At 46.7% G+C, this 15,545-nt stretch carries 16 protein-coding genes; 12 read left to right on the plus strand and 4 right to left on the minus strand.

Annotation, left to right across the window (positions count from 1 at the left end):
- Positions 1-43: 43 nt before the first annotated feature.
- Positions 44-973 carry an RNA-guided endonuclease InsQ/TnpB family protein gene (locus tag ACIFQN_RS27900; protein WP_429836306.1) on the plus strand — a complete coding sequence of 310 codons (930 nt, stop codon included), beginning with the start codon at positions 44-46 and terminating at the stop codon, positions 971-973.
- Positions 974-1,294, plus strand: a complete 321-nt coding sequence (locus tag ACIFQN_RS27905; protein WP_429836364.1) for a zinc ribbon domain-containing protein — start codon at positions 974-976, stop codon at positions 1,292-1,294. It abuts the gene before it with no gap.
- A gap of 65 nt (positions 1,295-1,359) precedes the next feature.
- Here ACIFQN_RS27905 and ACIFQN_RS27910 read toward each other — a convergent pair whose 3' ends face one another.
- Together ACIFQN_RS27910 and murB are read right to left on the minus strand one after the other, a co-directional pair.
- Positions 1,360-1,719: a HesB/IscA family protein gene (locus ACIFQN_RS27910; protein WP_429836307.1), complete on the minus strand. Its 360-nt coding sequence runs from the start codon at positions 1,717-1,719 to the stop codon at positions 1,360-1,362.
- 27 nt (positions 1,720-1,746) lie between these two features.
- Entirely contained in the window at positions 1,747-2,649 is a 903-nt protein-coding gene (murB, locus tag ACIFQN_RS27915) for a UDP-N-acetylmuramate dehydrogenase (protein WP_429836308.1), read from the minus strand.
- A 165-nt stretch (positions 2,650-2,814) separates the two neighbouring features.
- Between murB and ACIFQN_RS27920 the strand changes: the two genes are divergently transcribed.
- The gene (locus ACIFQN_RS27920) at positions 2,815-3,444 is read left to right on the plus strand and encodes a helix-turn-helix transcriptional regulator (protein WP_429836309.1); all 630 of its coding nucleotides are present in this window, start codon (positions 2,815-2,817) and stop codon (positions 3,442-3,444) included.
- Positions 3,445-3,455: 11 nt separating this feature from the next.
- Here ACIFQN_RS27920 and ACIFQN_RS27925 read toward each other — a convergent pair whose 3' ends face one another.
- Positions 3,456-3,935, minus strand: a complete 480-nt coding sequence (locus ACIFQN_RS27925; RefSeq protein WP_429836310.1) for a hypothetical protein — start codon at positions 3,933-3,935, stop codon at positions 3,456-3,458.
- 179 nt (positions 3,936-4,114) lie between these two features.
- Here ACIFQN_RS27925 and ACIFQN_RS27930 point away from each other — a divergent pair, with 179 nt between their 5' ends.
- The 5 genes from ACIFQN_RS27930 to ACIFQN_RS27950 all read left to right on the plus strand — a co-directional run bounded on the left by ACIFQN_RS27930 (position 4,115) and on the right by ACIFQN_RS27950 (position 9,456).
- Positions 4,115-4,495, plus strand: coding sequence for a hypothetical protein (locus ACIFQN_RS27930; protein ID WP_429836311.1), 381 nt, complete (start codon positions 4,115-4,117; stop codon positions 4,493-4,495).
- Between the two features lie 253 nt (positions 4,496-4,748).
- Complete coding sequence (locus ACIFQN_RS27935; protein ID WP_429836312.1) at positions 4,749-5,765, plus strand: NAD-dependent epimerase/dehydratase family protein; 1,017 nt, start codon at positions 4,749-4,751, stop codon at positions 5,763-5,765.
- A 1-nt stretch (position 5,766) separates the two neighbouring features.
- Entirely contained in the window at positions 5,767-6,846 is a 1,080-nt protein-coding gene (locus ACIFQN_RS27940) for a dihydrodipicolinate synthase family protein (RefSeq protein ID WP_429836313.1), read from the plus strand.
- A gap of 17 nt (positions 6,847-6,863) precedes the next feature.
- Positions 6,864-8,096: an Nramp family divalent metal transporter gene (locus tag ACIFQN_RS27945; protein WP_429836314.1), complete on the plus strand. Its 1,233-nt coding sequence runs from the start codon at positions 6,864-6,866 to the stop codon at positions 8,094-8,096.
- A 34-nt stretch (positions 8,097-8,130) separates the two neighbouring features.
- A complete protein-coding gene (locus ACIFQN_RS27950) occupies positions 8,131-9,456 on the plus strand; it encodes a hypothetical protein (protein ID WP_429836315.1) in 1,326 nt (441 codons plus the stop codon).
- A 99-nt stretch (positions 9,457-9,555) separates the two neighbouring features.
- Here the strand turns inward: ACIFQN_RS27950 and ACIFQN_RS27955 are convergent, their stop codons facing one another.
- Positions 9,556-10,170, minus strand: coding sequence for a TetR/AcrR family transcriptional regulator (locus ACIFQN_RS27955; RefSeq protein ID WP_429836316.1), 615 nt, complete (start codon positions 10,168-10,170; stop codon positions 9,556-9,558).
- 195 nt (positions 10,171-10,365) lie between these two features.
- On the opposite strand from ACIFQN_RS27955, the gene kynU reads away from it, so the two are divergent.
- The 4 genes from kynU to rbsK all read left to right on the plus strand — a co-directional run bounded on the left by kynU (position 10,366) and on the right by rbsK (position 15,536).
- A complete protein-coding gene (kynU, locus tag ACIFQN_RS27960; RefSeq protein WP_429836317.1) occupies positions 10,366-11,652 on the plus strand; it encodes a kynureninase in 1,287 nt (428 codons plus the stop codon).
- A gap of 94 nt (positions 11,653-11,746) precedes the next feature.
- Positions 11,747-13,111, plus strand: a complete 1,365-nt coding sequence (locus tag ACIFQN_RS27965; protein ID WP_429836318.1) for an amino acid permease — start codon at positions 11,747-11,749, stop codon at positions 13,109-13,111.
- 390 nt (positions 13,112-13,501) lie between these two features.
- Positions 13,502-14,500 carry a LacI family DNA-binding transcriptional regulator gene (locus ACIFQN_RS27970; protein WP_429836319.1) on the plus strand — a complete coding sequence of 333 codons (999 nt, stop codon included), beginning with the start codon at positions 13,502-13,504 and terminating at the stop codon, positions 14,498-14,500.
- A 127-nt stretch (positions 14,501-14,627) separates the two neighbouring features.
- The gene (rbsK, locus tag ACIFQN_RS27975; RefSeq protein ID WP_429836320.1) at positions 14,628-15,536 is read left to right on the plus strand and encodes a ribokinase; all 909 of its coding nucleotides are present in this window, start codon (positions 14,628-14,630) and stop codon (positions 15,534-15,536) included.
- Positions 15,537-15,545 lie beyond the last annotated feature (9 nt).

Below are 15,545 nucleotides of genomic sequence, written 5' to 3' on the forward strand. Positions count from 1 at the left end.
TCCTATCGTGTGGTAAAATGAGGAATAAGGAGGTGATACGAAAATGAAACTGGTCTATAAATGGATTCCACGAATCAGCGAGAAACAGCGCTTACTTTTGGAGGATTTGTCCTTCCATACAACCAAGCTCTATAACATCGCCAACCACCTTTGTCGGGAAGAGGGATTTCGTTCCTACATAAAACTGGAAAAAGAACTCAGGTCCAATTGGCACCGGGAGTACCTCCACTCTCATACTTATCAACACTGTTTGAAAATGGTAGAACAAAATTGGAAGAGTTTCTTTGCTTCCAGCAAGGACTATAAGAAGAACCCCCATAAATACAAAGGTACGCCCCAACCTCCTTCGTATAAGCATATTTTGCATCGCAAAAACGAAATCATTTTCACCAATCTTGCCATTCGTATACAAGGGAACTTGCTGAAGTTGTCGCTTGCGAAGAAGATGCAGGAACGTCATCAGGTTGACAGTTTGGATGTTGTCATCGATCCTGACAACATGCCCGTTGACGTAACCACCCTGCAACAAATTCGCTTTCAATGGCGGCAAGTCTTTCGTACATGGGAAATGGTGTTCATTTACAAAAAAGAGGAACAAGAACTCCCGGAACACTTTAACAACATTATGTCCATTGACCTTGGGGTTAATAATTTGGCCACACTCACGTTCTTGGAAGGTGAAGACAGTTATCTGATCAACGGGAAGCCACTAAAGAGCAAAAACAGCTACTACAACAAAGAGATCGCTCGCCTTACTTCGATTGCGATGAAACAAACCGGAAAGAGCGAGGGATTTGTTCGTACGCACCGGATTCGTTCTCTGCAAGGGAAGAGGAACCGCTACATCCACAATTTTTTACATCAAGCGAGTCGGAAAATTGTGGATCTCGCCATCAAGCATCAGTGCCATACCATCGTAATAGGCGATATGAAAGACATCAAACAAGAAAACCCTGTCAAGTCGTTTGTTTAGATTCCGCATGCACGATTAGTTGACCTCATCACATATAAGGCACAACTCTTGAGCATCCGCGTAAGGAAACAGAATGAAGCCTTCACCAGTGGTTGCTCAGCGCTGGACGAAGAGAAGATTTCCAAGAAAACGTACGAACCGAAAAGGCGAATCCATCGCGGACTTTTCGTAACGAATACCGGCTTGCGAGTAAATGCCGATATCAACGGAAGTCTGAACATCCTACGCAAATACATAAACCAGAAAGGTAGTCCTGATCTGATTCGTTCAGCAAGGGATAATGGGTGCTTGAAGCATCCGAAACGTATCCTCGTCTCCTAGACGACTTGGAACGTTTGAATCCCCCACCTCTACGCACAAGAGAAGGTGGCGGGAGCCTTCAAGGACTAATCGCACTTTTCCTTTTTTCCACGGTCTAAAGCGGTACGGAAGCTGCTTCCACAGCCGCAAGTCGCTTTTGCATTTGGATTTTGAATGCTGAAACCACCCATCATACCTGTTTCGATATAGTCAATCTCCACGCCGTCAACATACGGGTAGCTTTCTCCATTGACAGCTAATTTGACCCCATCCAATTCTATAATGGTGTCGCTGTCCTGGTAGCTGGTATCAAAGCCGAGACCATACGTTAGGCCGGAACAACCGCCGTTTTTTACACCAAAACGCACGAAGAATGGTTCAGATGCCTTTTCTGCTGCCATCATTTCTTTGATTCGTGAAACGGCAGCTTCACTGATTTGGATCATGCAGGAAGACCTCCTTTTCGTAATGACTTACTGCTCCCCAACTATTATGACTTCAGGGACGAGGTGGACGCCAAACTGAGAATGCACTTCTTCTTGGATGCGGCTGATCAAAGCGAGAACATCGGATGCAGTTGCTTGGCCGGTGTTCATGATGAAGTTGGCATGCTTGGTCGAGACTTCCGCGCCGCCATGGCGAGTGCCTTTTAGCCCTGCTTGTTCGATTAACCTGGCCGCGTAATGACCGGGGGGATTACGAAAAACGCTGCCAGCACAATCGAAGGGCAAAGGCTGAGTCTTTAGACGCGCTTCTTTATGTTGATTCAAAAGCTGTCTGATGCTCTCGCTGTCCTGGGAAGCAAGCTGGAAGCTCGCTTCAGTGACAACACCACGATGATTTTGCAGGGAGGAGTGTCTGTAGGCAAACTGTAGCTCATCCGCGTACAACATGCGTACCTCACCAGTCTCATGTATCACTTCGGCGGAATGGAAAATACGGGAAATATCAGAGCCACTTGCACCGGCATTCATGTAAACAGCACCGCCAACCGTCCCGGGTATTCCACCAGCGAACTCCAGTCCACTGAGTCCGTGCTTGCTGGCCATCGCAGCCAGTTTGATCAAGGAATAAGCCGCACCTGCATGAATCATGTTCCCCTCGAAGCGAGCGTAATCCAACGCCTGGTTTAATTTGATCACGGCACCTCGAAAGCCTTTGTCAGTGACCAAAAGGTTGGAACCTTTCCCAATCACCATCCAAAAAGCACCATGGTTGACCAGGATGTTAATGATTTCCATCAGTTCCACTTTTGTGTTCGGGGTAATCAATAAATCAGCCGGTCCCCCTATTTTCCATGTAGTATGATCGGCTAATGGGACATTGCAGGCCACATCAATTCCACGTTCGCGTAGACAGGAAATGACTTGTTTCATAACCTCACCCGCCCTTTTTGGAAAATGGTTCCTCGACTTTTCACAAACAGTATAATACAATAATAAATACATATTCAACTAAAATGTTTAATAAAATTGCGTGTAATGGAACTGGGAGAGGTTTCTACATAGAAAGCGAAGCACTGCAGGGAGTGAATAAACGGGATGAACCGGCGATTATCAACGCGTGATTATATCCTTTTGCTGCTGAAAACAAGCGGTCAAATGAGCACAAAAGATTTACAGAACAAGCTTGGATTAACAAAGGTTGCTGTCAGTCGACAAATGGTCCATTTAGAAAAAGACGGATATGTTCAGTACAAACTGGGTCGCCATCAACCAGGCAGACCCATGCACTATTACTCGTTGACACAGCTAGGGAATGAGCAATTTCCGAGTGATTACGGCCAATTGGCAATGGATCTGCTCGATCATATGGTGTTGGAAGAGGGCGAAGACAGGCTCTTTGATTTTTTCAAAAGACAACAAGAGAGATTTATCGAGAAAAACGCGGCCAGCATGGAAGGAAAGCAGCTTCGTGATAAAGTGGCAGAGCTTGCGAGCATTCAAGATGCGAATGGCTTTATGACTGAATGGGAGCAGCAAAGCGACGAGGTATTGGTAATGAAGCAGCATAATTGTCCGTATTTTAAAATTGCCAATCGGTATGAGATGATCTGTGAAAGAGAGTTAAGCGGGTATCGGACACTGCTCAGTGCAAGCGTAGAGCGGACGGAATGTGTGGCAAAAGGTGCAGCAAGATGCGTCTATTTCATCCGACCTACTGAAAAGTAAGGGTGCTCTCTTTATTTTGTATCCAGATGCTCGGCTAGCATTTTTTTCAACTTATCGCTGGATTGCATACTAACCTTATTTTGTCTTCCCACAAAAACAAGTGTGTCGGATTGCGGGTAGTAGAGGAGCGGATATATCAATTCTCCATTGATATCGGAGAAGCTTAATTCGTAAACCGTATCATCGTCGGGAATTTCTTTGAGATTCGTTACCCATGTCCATTGTATATCAGAAACCAGCTGCTCGATCTCATCGGTGTTTTCTGTAAGCAAAAAGCGGTCAGTAAGCGTTTTTTGGTTGGTGCTTACTTGCAAATACAGCTTGTGAGGCTTGTTATTTTCTAGGATATCCAGGTTCTCTGTTACATAAGGAGACACGTGAATAAGATCGCCATCATCATTAATAAAGGCACGATGGAGAGCATTCGCGAGAGTAATCGATAATACACACAAGCCTAGGCAGGTTAAGATTCTCATTCCTGTTTTTTTCAATTGACATCCCCCCTTGTTAAAGACGGTGAGGGCTTCTATTATGTTACGTTTTGATGTAATAAAAAGGAAAAAGATTGCTGCCGATATAAGTCGGTGAATGAGAACTTTTACAAATGATCGGAAAGATGAAACAAGAAAGACAAGTCAATCTGCCAAATGCATAAAGGAGAGTGTGTGGATTGAGAGTACTTCTTTCGATCAGTGTTCTCGTTGTACTGCTCGCAGGCTTTTTTTTCATTACGAAAAAGGAAAGTACAAGTCAGTCAGAACCCCCTGCCACGTCATCTGCATCATGGGCATATGCTTTTGTTGTTTGGAATAACCACATTTATAAACTGTCTTCAGAGCGGGTGGGAAATATTGGGGAAAGGATTGGCTCCGTTGAATCCTATTCTTCGGAAGAAATAGATACGTACAAGGGGAATTTTTCCAATAAATATCCAATCGGCACACCTTACTATGAAATTCCTGATACGGCACCTGAAACCGCAATTGCCGTTTATGATGGAGACGCGTACTTTAAGGCGTTCATAGAAAGAGAAGTACTGCGCGGAAAATAAGATTTACTGTGAACGGTCGAACTTTGTCCATTTATCAACTCGTCCAAAAGAGTACTAAATAATACTGTTACTAGCTACCAAAAGGTGCGGGTATATCCGCATTTTTTTTGTTGATTCAACAAGTAACCAGCAGCTTTTACCCACCCCCTGATTTAAAGACAGTTAAAAGACTTGTCTCTAAGCCCGGTGCCGCCATAAAATAGCGACATAAAGTTTTGAATAATTCGTTTATTTCAAATAAGGAGGAATTGGTGTGAAAACAATACAAGAGCTGGACCAAAAAATGATTCGCCCTTCTGATCAATTGATACAGTCTATGGCAGAGATGGACGGCGACCTGATGATTTTAGGTGTTGGTGGAAAGATGGGACCAAGCCTGGCAAAGCTGGCAAAAAAGGCGATAGAAAAAGCGGGTGTAGAGAAAAAGGTGATCGGAGTTTCGCGCTTCTCTGCGGGTTCCCTGCAGGCAGAGCTGCAAGAGGCCGGCATCGAGACGATCGCAGTAGATTTATTGAACGATAAAGAACTGCAATCCCTTCCTGCCGTGAAAAATGTCATCTTTATGGCTGGACAAAAATTTGGCACAACCGGCAATGAGTCGCTGACCTGGGCAATGAATACGTATTTGCCCGGAAGAGTGGCAGAAAAGTTCCGCGAGTCACGGATTGTCTCCTTTTCGACCGGGAATATTTATCCGCTGTCACCTGTACTGAAAGGAGGTTCTTCTGAGGATGCGGCCGTTGGACCGGTAGGGGAATATGCGCAATCATGCCTGGGGCGAGAACGGATTTTCAGCTACTTCTCTCAAAAGTACGATATTCCTATGCTTCACTTCCGGTTGAATTACGCGATTGATATGAAATACGGCGTTTTGCTAGAGATTGCGAGGTCCGTATATGAGCGGCGTCCACTCGATCTAAGTATGGGGCAAGTAAACGTAATCTGGCAGGGAGATGCCAACGAAATGGCCATTCGCTCACTGGAGCTATGCAGTACACCCCCGCAGCTCTTGAATATTACAGGACCAGAAACGACTTCTGTACGCTGGCTGGCCGAGCAATTCGCCGCGCGCTTTCATGTAGAGCCTGTTTTCGTGAATCAGGAGCAGGATACGGCGTTACTCAGCAATGCGTCCAAGGCACACCAGCTGCTGGGCTATCCGCGCGTTTCTCTCGGTCAGATGATCGATTGGACAGCAGAATGGGTCGCAGCGGGAGGAGAGACGAGCAATAAGCCTACGCACTTCCAAGAAAGACAGGGGGAATTTTAAGATGGCACGTCAATTAAGTACGGCTCTTCACCAAAAGCTGATAGAGGGAACAGTCATTCCAGCACATCCGCTGGCACTGGATCAAACGGGGAACTTGGATGAAGCAAGACAGAGAGCCTTGACCCGTTATTATGTTGCATCCGGTGCGGGCGGAGTAGCAGTTGGAGTGCATACAACTCAGTTTGAGATTCGGGAAAAAGAGATCAACTTACTAGAACCAGTGTTGCGTCTCGCCGTTGATGAGATTGAGCAGTTGGGCAAGGGTGATTCTTTTCTGAAAGTAGCTGGCATTTGCGGACCGACGAACCAGGCTATTAAAGAAGCAGAAGTGGCTGCAAAGCTCGGATATGATTTAGGTCTCCTCAGTATGGGAGGACTTCATGACTATTCCGAAGCTGAGCTGCTAAAAAGAGTGGAAGAGGTTGCAAAAGTCATTCCGATCTTTGGATTTTACCTGCAGCCCTCTGTCGGGGGAAGACTCCTCAGCTATTCCTTTTGGCGCGAGTTCGCTGAGATTCCCGGGGTGGTGGCGATCAAAATGGCCCCGTTTAACCGCTATCAGACACTCGATGTCGTACGAGCGGTGTGCAGCTCCACTCGTTCTGACCAGATCGCCCTTTATACGGGAAATGATGACAATATCGTCGCAGATTTACTCACTACGTACCGTTTTCAGATCGACGGGAAAACAGTCGAGAAAAGCATCGTTGGCGGCTTGCTCGGTCATTGGGCGGTATGGACAAAAAGGGCAGTCGAGCTTTTGGAACGTGTGAAGCAGGCAAAACAAACGCAAATAGGGATCCTCGAGCTGCTGCAGGAAGGGCAGGCGATTACGGATGCCAATGCTGCTTTTTTCGATCCGGCTCACGACTTTGCAGGCTGCATTCCTGGCATTCACGAGGTCCTCAGGCGGCAAGGCTTGCTTGCAGGACGTTGGTGCCTCAATCCGGATGAAGAGCTGTCCGCAGGGCAGATGGAGGAAATCGACCGTGTTTATCGAGATTACCCAACATTGAATGACGATGCATTTGTGGCTCGGCATTTGGCTAGCTGGCTTTCTGGAAAACCTACATCGGTTTAAGAAAGGGGATCTTTCGCGTGGAACAATTACAGTCGAATGTCCAAAAGCAACAGAAGGCAACATCGTGGGTAAAATCTCTCGGTCCGGCTATTATTACGGCTGCCTTGGTAGTCGGACCAGGGAGCGTCACCTTAACCTCCAAAATCGGTGCGATGTATGGGTACAGCTTATTGTGGGTGGTTGTCATTTCGGTCCTCTTTATGATGTGCTTTACCGAAATGAGTGCCAGAATCGGAATGGCAACGAATCAGTCCCTTTTGACGACGATTCGGGTAAAATGGGGGAGAGCGGCATCCATCATTATGGGATTGGGATGCTTTCTTGTCACCTCGACATTCCAGGGAGCGAATGTTATCGGTGCGGGTGTGGCGATCTCGAGCTTGACAGGAGGATCGCCCAAATTATGGGGCAGCCTCTTTACCTTACTGGGAATCGCTATCTTGTTTTATCGCAATTTTTATAAAATATTGGAAAAGCTCATGCTGGTTTTGGTAGGGATCATGCTTTTCTCCTTCTTGTGTACGGTAATCGTAATCAGACCGAGCTTCAGCGGCATTATTTCGGGACTCGTCCCGCAAGTTCCAGACGGATCGGCGATTCTTATCATCGGATTGGTGGCGACAACCTTTACGGTGGTTGGTGCTTTGTACCAGTCTTATCTCGTACAGGAAAAAGGCTGGACGGCCATCCATGCCAAAGAGGGCTCGCGAGAAAGCTATACAGGGATTATTTTGCTCGGAATCATCTCTGCTCTCATAATGATCAGTGCAGCAGCCGTACTTAAGCCCCAAGGAATCCAGGTAAATGCGGCGACTGATATGGGGAAGGCACTGGAACCGCTGTTTGGCAGCTGGGCGATGATCGTCTTTATGATTGGCTTATGGGGTGCTGCCTTTTCGTCGCTCACAGGAAACGCAGCGATTGGCGGGGTCATGCTCGCAGATGCGTTCGGCTTCGGGAGTCAGCTAAGTAATAACCTCGTTCGCTACTTTATTATGGCTGTGATGGTTCTGGGAGGAGTCATTGCCCTTGTCTTTGGCAAAATCCCTGTCCAGCTCATCATGATCACGCAGCCGATCACCATTGTCGTAGTACCGCTGATTGGACTGGCACTATTTCTACTTGCGAACGATAAAAAAATCATGGGCGACTTGAAAAATACGCCAGTGAAAAACGGAATTACCATCTTGGCTTTGCTGTTCCTGGTCGTTCTGGCAGTAAAAACGGTCAATGATCTGTTCTTTTCATAAAAAGGAGAAATGAACAGGGGAGGAGTGGGGGAGCATGATGCAAAATACAATCAAGATCGGTGTCATCGGACCTACCATCATTGTAGAAAAAATCAGAGAAGCACTCAAATCATTCCCCAACTTCACACCTGTATTTCGAGCGTCCAATGAAATTTTGGACGCTTCTGCCTTTGCCCAGGAGCTGATGGACCAAGTAGAGGTCCTGCTCTTTTCCGGCTATTACCCGTACAAAATAGCGAAGGAGAACGTAGACTTTACGGTCCCAGTTCACTATATTCCGCTTACAGGAACGGGCCTGTTTCGTTCTTTGTTCCGCCTGTATCATCATCGCAAAATGCAGCGTCTTAGCATCGACTCCTTCCTCAGCCAAGGGGTGAATCAAGTCCTTCAGGAGGTCGGGGAGCCATTTACGACGATTCATTACTACGAGGGTACTCCTTTTCAAATCGAAGAGATGGTTGCTTTTCATCGGAAAAAGTACGAGCAGGGGGTAAGCGACGGGGCACTCACTGGGGTTAAAAAAGTAGCAGACGAGCTGACGCGGCTGAACATCCCCAATGACTGGGTAGTACCGACCATCCAGGATATTACTGTCTCTCTCGAACGTGCCCTGCTCTCGACGGAAAAGCGGCGAAACAAAGACTCTCAAATTGTTTTTGGGATCATCCAGATTGATGACTATCGTGAGCTGCTGGAAAAAAGCACGTCGGAGCATGGTGTACAGCGGCTAAAGCTAGAGATTCAGCGCATGTTTTTGGATTACGTCGGCTGTTTAGAGGGGCATCTGACCAGTCTGGGTGGCGATGAGTATTTATTCGTGACGACCAGGGGGATTTTTGAACGCGAAACCCGCGGATACAAAACGATCCCGATTCTTTTGGAAGCAAAAAAGACGTTAGGAATTTCACTCAGTGTAGGTGTCGGCTTTGGGCAATCGGCTAATGAAGCGGGAACGCATGCGCGCTTGGCACTGCGACAGTCAAAAGAATTCGGAGGTGACATCTGCTTCATTGTACGGGAAGACAGGAGTGTGATTGGTCCCGTCGAAATGTCCCATCCCATGATTTACGAGCTTTCGATCACAGATGAAGCGATTTTGGCGAGAGCCGAGAAGGCAGGGATGACTGCTGCCTATATGAGCAAGCTGATGGCGCAGGTGACCCGCCTGGGGAAAATGGAGTATACCGCGCAGGAGCTGGCAGCGATTCTGGGTGTAACGATTCGCAGCTCTCATCGGATACTGCTGCAATGGCTGGATGCCGAGCTGGTCGAGATCGTCGGGATCGAAAAAATTTCCGTGAAAGGAAGACCGCGGCAAATTTATCGGCTCAGCTTTGTGGATGAATGTGGAATCAAATGAAGGTTGACCCCAGATGAGTAAACAACAACTCGTCTGGGGATTCTTTTTGCATTTTGAAAGTCATGGTGGTCCTCTTATAAAAAGCGAGCATTTTCCAAACTATATGTAAAGCCCTGTGACATACACAGAAGTGATCGTTTTCGCGATCTCTTCGACAGAACCATGATGTTCGTCCCGGACAATCTCCCATAGGTACATTTCATTCGTAAAAAACCAGCCGCGTGCCACAATCTCATGACTTATTCCGGATCTGGCCAATCCGTTTTGTTGTGCGTAGGCAACGTCTTTTGAAATGCGCTGAATAAATTTTTCACGAATGACCTTCCATTTATCTGAAACGAAAGAAGAAACGCCAATGGCCTGTTCAAAAACCCGCATCATATCCCGTTCGGCTTCCGCCATCTTTAAAAAAGCGTTCGCTTGCTTGTTAATGATTGCCTCGGCTTCTTGCTTCGATTTCGGCAGGAAGGAGATCTCGGCAATCTCAAAAAATCGCTCCATGACGTTCTCCATTAATACAATCAAAAGATCCTCTTTTCCCTCAAAATGTACATAGGCTGTTCCGTATCCGATACCCGCTTTATTGATCATTTGCGTGATCGTCGCTTTTTGAAAGCCTTCTTGAAGAAAAACTTCCTTTGCCGCCTCCAATAATTTGCTTCTTGTTTTCAACGATCGCAAATGTCTTTTATCCACTGGATTGTGTTGGTCCATTTTTATTCCTCCACTACTCATTCTCTCTAGAATATATGGATTTTTACCAAAAGGAAAGGGATGTCTCAAGACGTAAATAATTTTCTGAAAAATAATATTGACATGATGTCAGATTCAGCGCAATAATGATATTGACATTATGTCATATTCTTTGAAAAGCGCCTAGTCATTCATTTTGTAGAGGAGAGAATCTTGATGCGTTTGGATCGTTTTGAAGCAACATTAGAATATGCGAAAGAATTGGATAAGGAAGATTCTCTTACATGCTTTCGAGATGAGTTTTATTTGAAGCCGGGAATCATCTATTTGGATGGGAACTCCTTGGGGCTTCTTTCGAAAAGAGCGGAAAGGACACTCTTGGAATCGCTTGCGGACTGGAGGGAACATGGGATCGACGGCTGGACAAGGGGGAATCACCCATGGTTCTTCATGGCGGAGGAACTGGGGAAGAAGCTTGCTCCGTTAGTAGGAGGATCGGCTGAGGAAGTAATTGTAACCGGTTCCACAACCGTGAATTTGCATCAGCTTGTATCTACGTTTTATAAGCCGGAAGGCATACGCACCAAAATACTAGCCGACGAACTAACATTCCCATCTGACATATATGCTCTTCAAAGCCAATTAACGATTCATGGATATGATCCCGATACGCATCTCATTCGCGTGAAAAGCAGGGACGGCCGCTACCTCGACGAAGAGGACATTATCGAAGCCATGGACGAGACAGTCGCTTTAATCGTTTTGCCCACCGTACTTTATCGCAGCGGTCAAATATTGGATATGAAGCGTTTAACCGATGAAGCACACCGCAGAGGAATTTTAATCGGGTTCGACGCTTGCCACTCTGCAGGTTCGATTCCGCATTTCTTCAGCGAATGGGGAGTGGATTTTGCGTTTTGGTGCAATTATAAACATTTAAACGGCGGACCTGGCGGTGTTGGAGGCTTGTTTGTAAACCGCAAGCATTTTGGAAGGATGCCTGGACTCGCTGGTTGGTTTAGTTCAGCTAAAGAGAAACAATTCGACATGGAGCACACATTAACTCCCGCTTATTCCGCTGGAGCGTTCCAAATCGGAACTCCTCATGTGCTAAGCGTCGCCCCTTTGATCGGGTCCTTAGAAATTTTTGAAGAAGCAGGCATTGAAAACATTCGGCAAAAATCGCTTAAAATCAATCAATATTTAATGGATTTAATTGACCACGAATTAGCGGATATGGGATTTTTCATTGGAACGCCAAAAGAGGATGAGCGACGCGGTGGGCATGTGAGTCTGGAGCATATCGAAGCGGCCCGAATTTGCAAGTCATTGAAGGAATACGGCGTCATCCCGGATTTTCGAGCTCCTAACATCATTCGTCTTGCACCTGTTGCCCTTTATTCTTCCTATCAGGAGGTTTGGGAAGCGGTGCAAATTTTGAAAAAGATCATGACTGAAAAACAGTATGAGAAATTTGAAAACGAACGTGAAGTTGTCGCGTAACGGAAATCGCCATGAGTGAGGCTACCCCCTCTCATGGCAGCTATTTCAGAAATGATCGGACAAAGCCTGTTGGGGAAAGTAGGGGATGAAGTAGATGGAGATTAATAAAAGCGATAATGGATTAAAGCGGGAGTTAACGACAAGCCAGCTCTCGATGATCGCAATGGGGATGGCCATTGGGACGGGATTGTTCCTTGGAAGTGGATTAGCCATCGGCACAGCAGGACCTGGTGTACTGCTCAGCTATACAATAGGTGCTCTTATCGTTTTATTGTTAATGGGATGTTTGGCGGAAATGACGGTTGCCCATCCAACCTCAGGATCTTTTGGAACGATAGCCGATCGATATCTTCATCCCATGGCAGGCTTTCTTGTCCGTTACTCCTACTGGATTGCACAGGTACTTGCGATAGGGGTTGAAATAAGCGCAATCTCGATTTATATGAAATACTGGTTTCCAGAAGTCCCCGGTGTCATTTGGATTATTGTATTTGCAGCAATTCTCATTTATGTAAACGCTACCAGTGTTAATGCATTTGCAACATTCGAGTATTGGTTTTCCACGATCAAGGTTAGTGCGATAGTCGGGTTTATTCTGCTTGGAGCTTACGTTTTGTTTGGAACTTCCGGTCATGAAAAGGTGGGAGCCAGTAATCTAGTTGATCATGGAGGTTTTCTGCCTTTCGGATTGAAAGGGATGTGGATTGCCGTCTTTATTTCCCTTTTTAGCTTTTTGGGCACAGAATTGATCGCAGTTACGGCAGGGGAAGCCAAAGAACCCGATGTAGCCGTGCCAAAAGCATTGAAAGCAACCGTATTCCGATTGTCCGCCTTCTATGTGTTGACCTTGACGATTATGCTTATGATTGTTCCATGGCAATCGGCAGGAGTAGAAGAAAGTCCGTTTGTGAAAGTCATGGAAATCTTAAATATACCTGGCGCCTCCGGAGTCATGAATTTTATCGTTTTAACAGCCGCTTTGTCTTCCATGAACGGGCAGCTGTATGCTTCCTCGCGAACGATGTTTTCGCTATCGGAAGAAAAGTATGCGCCGGCCTTATTCGGCAAGGTGAATAAAAAAGGTGTTCCGACGACTGCGTTAACCGTTTCTACCATCGGCATTATTATCGCGGCAGTTGCAAATGAGCTGCTGCCTGAATCATCCTATGCATTTATGATGGAGATTTCCATGTTTGGTTCACTATTTACTTGGTTGGTTATTTTCGTTTCTCATTTATTTTTCAGAAGAAAATGGGAAAAAACGGGCGGCCGCAAACTGCCAGTAAGAATGATAGGCTTTCCGTATTTGACGATTTTGGGAGGACTTCTCCTGCTTAGTTTGATAATCACGTCATGGTTTACGGATTTCAGAATCATGCTTCAGTTTGGTATTCCTTGGCTGCTGTTTTTATGCATTGCCTATGTGGTTATGAGGAAAAAGGATGCAAAGCGAGATTAGCCCGAATTGGCTGATCCTACATTGACAGTCTCGAAAACATTCGTTTTTGAGACTGTTTTATTTGATTATACGCGCGACGCTTATGAATTCTGGAGTCTGGAGCGTTTTCTCCTTTTTCCTTTCCTCCACAACAGTTAGACTGACCACACAGCCAAAGGAAGCGGGTGCTCTCCCCGTGTTTTTCTTTGCAGCTTGGCAAGATGGATTTGTTAAGTAGGATGAAGAGCGGGGAAACAATTTGCTAGTTCTGATTTTAAATATAATATTGACTAGATGATAAATTCAGATTATTCTTTTGGTAACCGGTTACACATCAGTTTTTATATGCAAAATTTGACAAAAGAGAGTTTTAGTAAACCGGTTACACAAAGTCGGTGGTGAATGGAAAGTATGAGAGCAACGATTAGAGATGTAGCCAAGCTTGCGGGAGTTTCCGTCGCTACGGTGTCACGGGTGATGAATCAAAAAGGATATGTAAATAGCGAAACCGAGCAAAAAGTAAATAAAGCGATGAAGCAGTTGATGTTTGAGCCCAATCAGATGGCGAGGGGATTGGCTGGTAAACGAACGAAGACCATCGCTTTGATTTTGCCGGATATCTCCAACCCGTTTTTCCCCGGTCTCGCCAGAGGAGTCGAGGATATCGCTCAAAACAACGGCTATACCGTCATTCTATGTAATTCAGACGATATGGGCGTTAAAGAACGCTCCTATATCGAGGTGTTGAAAAAGAAGTACATCGACGGGATTATCTTCGCGACCAATAATCTGGTGCGAGAAGATCTGGAACGGATGGAAGAGGCGCAAATTCCTTTTGTTATGCTGGATCGGGCGCCGAACATGGAGTCTGGATGCGTCATAAAGGTCGATAACTTTGGAGGTGCCAAAGCGGCTGTCGAGCATCTACTGGACGTTGGTTGTAAAAAAATAGCCCATGTCTACGGTCCTCAGGAGCTGACCACGGCAAGGGAACGTCTCGCGGGCTATGAGGAAGTGGTGAGACAGCAGCCTTGGTATACGCCAACTTTGATGATCCCCGGCGATTTCACCATCGACGGAGGCATGAAAGCCGTAGAAGCCTTGCTTGGTAAGCACCCGGATGTGGATGGTATTTTTGCAGGGAATGACCTGATGGCTGTAGGCATATTGAAAGGGTTGAAGCACCGGGGTATTTCCGTACCAGGACAGGTGGCCGTTTGCGGCTTTGACGGCGTCAATCTGTCGGAGATCACTGAGCCGGAGCTTTCCACGATTGCACAGCCGATTTACCAAATCGGTGAGCTTGCGGCCAACAAGCTGATTGAGAGAATCAATCTTTCAACTACTCATTATGAAACGGTAGAACTGGGTGTCTCGCTCATAGTCAGGGAGTCCACACAGAAATCATGATCCCTGGGTTTAGGGAGTCCTCCCCGACAAGATTGCGACAGCCGAAGTGTTGAAATACGAGAAACCTATTTGTCACAGAGAAAGGACGGGTCGGCACGTTCTGAAAGTTGAAGGAAGTGGTGGAAGAGTGAGGCCAAGTATCGTCGTGATTGGAAGCTTGAACATGGACATGGTTGTCCAGGCTCCGCGTTTGCCTGTCATGGGAGAAACGTTATTGGGAAAAAGTATGCAGTTCGTTCCGGGAGGAAAAGGAGCGAATCAGGCAATCGGCCTCGCGCGTCTTGGAGCAGAGGTTGCCATGATCGGCAGTGTAGGAAAAGACCATTTTGGTGGTGTACTGCTCAGCGCTCTGCAGGAAGCAGGGGTGAACAGCACGGGGGTGAAGAATACGGAGGACTGTGAAACAGGAGCCGCCTCCATCGTATTAGCCGAAGGGGATAACAGTATTATCGTCGTTCCAGGTGCCAATGCCCATTGTACACGGGCTGACATTGACACCCAGATCGGGTTGATCAAGCGAGCAGATATCGTTCTGATGCAAATGGAAATTCCGCTTGCGACTGTGACGCACGCCGCAAAAGTAGCGAAGCAGCTTCAAAAGACGGTTATTCTCAATCCTGCGCCAGCGCAAAAACTGCCGCCGGAGCTCTTGGCCAGTGTAGATTATCTGACGCCCAACGAGACAGAGCTCGCGATTCTTGCCGAGGGACAAACAGGCTTGGAAGAGCGTATGAACGCCCTGCTGACACAAGGCGTTCGTCATGTCATCACAACGCTTGGAGCGCAGGGAGTGGCGTACAAGGAAAAGGGCAAGACCTTGCTGCGAATACCCGGACATCAGGTTCCGGTCGTCGACACGACTGGTGCTGGTGATGCCTTCAATGTCGGACTTGCCTACGCGATCGGCTGCTGCCTGGCCGTACCGGATGCGATTTCTTTTGCCAACAAGGTGGCAGCCTTATCAGTAGGCCGCTTTGGTGCACAGCAGGGCATGCCGACACTTGAGGAAGTTGTTCATTTTTCACAATCATGCTAATGATAAATC

The organism is Brevibacillus sp. NRS-1366, from assembly GCF_050467985.1.

Excerpts from the sequence above, each read along its gene's own strand:
- ACIFQN_RS27900 (WP_429836306.1), top strand. The coding sequence starts at position 44 with ATGAAACTGGTCTATAAATGGATTCCACGAATCAGCGAGAAACAGCGC.
- ACIFQN_RS27910 (WP_429836307.1), bottom strand. The coding sequence starts at position 1,719 with ATGATCCAAATCAGTGAAGCTGCCGTTTCACGAATCAAAGAAATGATG.
- murB (WP_429836308.1), bottom strand. The coding sequence starts at position 2,649 with ATGAAACAAGTCATTTCCTGTCTACGCGAACGTGGAATTGATGTGGCC.
- ACIFQN_RS27920 (WP_429836309.1), top strand. The coding sequence starts at position 2,815 with ATGAACCGGCGATTATCAACGCGTGATTATATCCTTTTGCTGCTGAAA.
- ACIFQN_RS27940 (WP_429836313.1), top strand. The coding sequence starts at position 5,767 with ATGGCACGTCAATTAAGTACGGCTCTTCACCAAAAGCTGATAGAGGGA.
- ACIFQN_RS27950 (WP_429836315.1), top strand. The coding sequence starts at position 8,131 with ATGATGCAAAATACAATCAAGATCGGTGTCATCGGACCTACCATCATT.
- ACIFQN_RS27955 (WP_429836316.1), bottom strand. The coding sequence starts at position 10,170 with ATGGACCAACACAATCCAGTGGATAAAAGACATTTGCGATCGTTGAAA.
- kynU (WP_429836317.1), top strand. The coding sequence starts at position 10,366 with ATGCGTTTGGATCGTTTTGAAGCAACATTAGAATATGCGAAAGAATTG.
- ACIFQN_RS27965 (WP_429836318.1), top strand. The coding sequence starts at position 11,747 with ATGGAGATTAATAAAAGCGATAATGGATTAAAGCGGGAGTTAACGACA.
- ACIFQN_RS27970 (WP_429836319.1), top strand. The coding sequence starts at position 13,502 with ATGAGAGCAACGATTAGAGATGTAGCCAAGCTTGCGGGAGTTTCCGTC.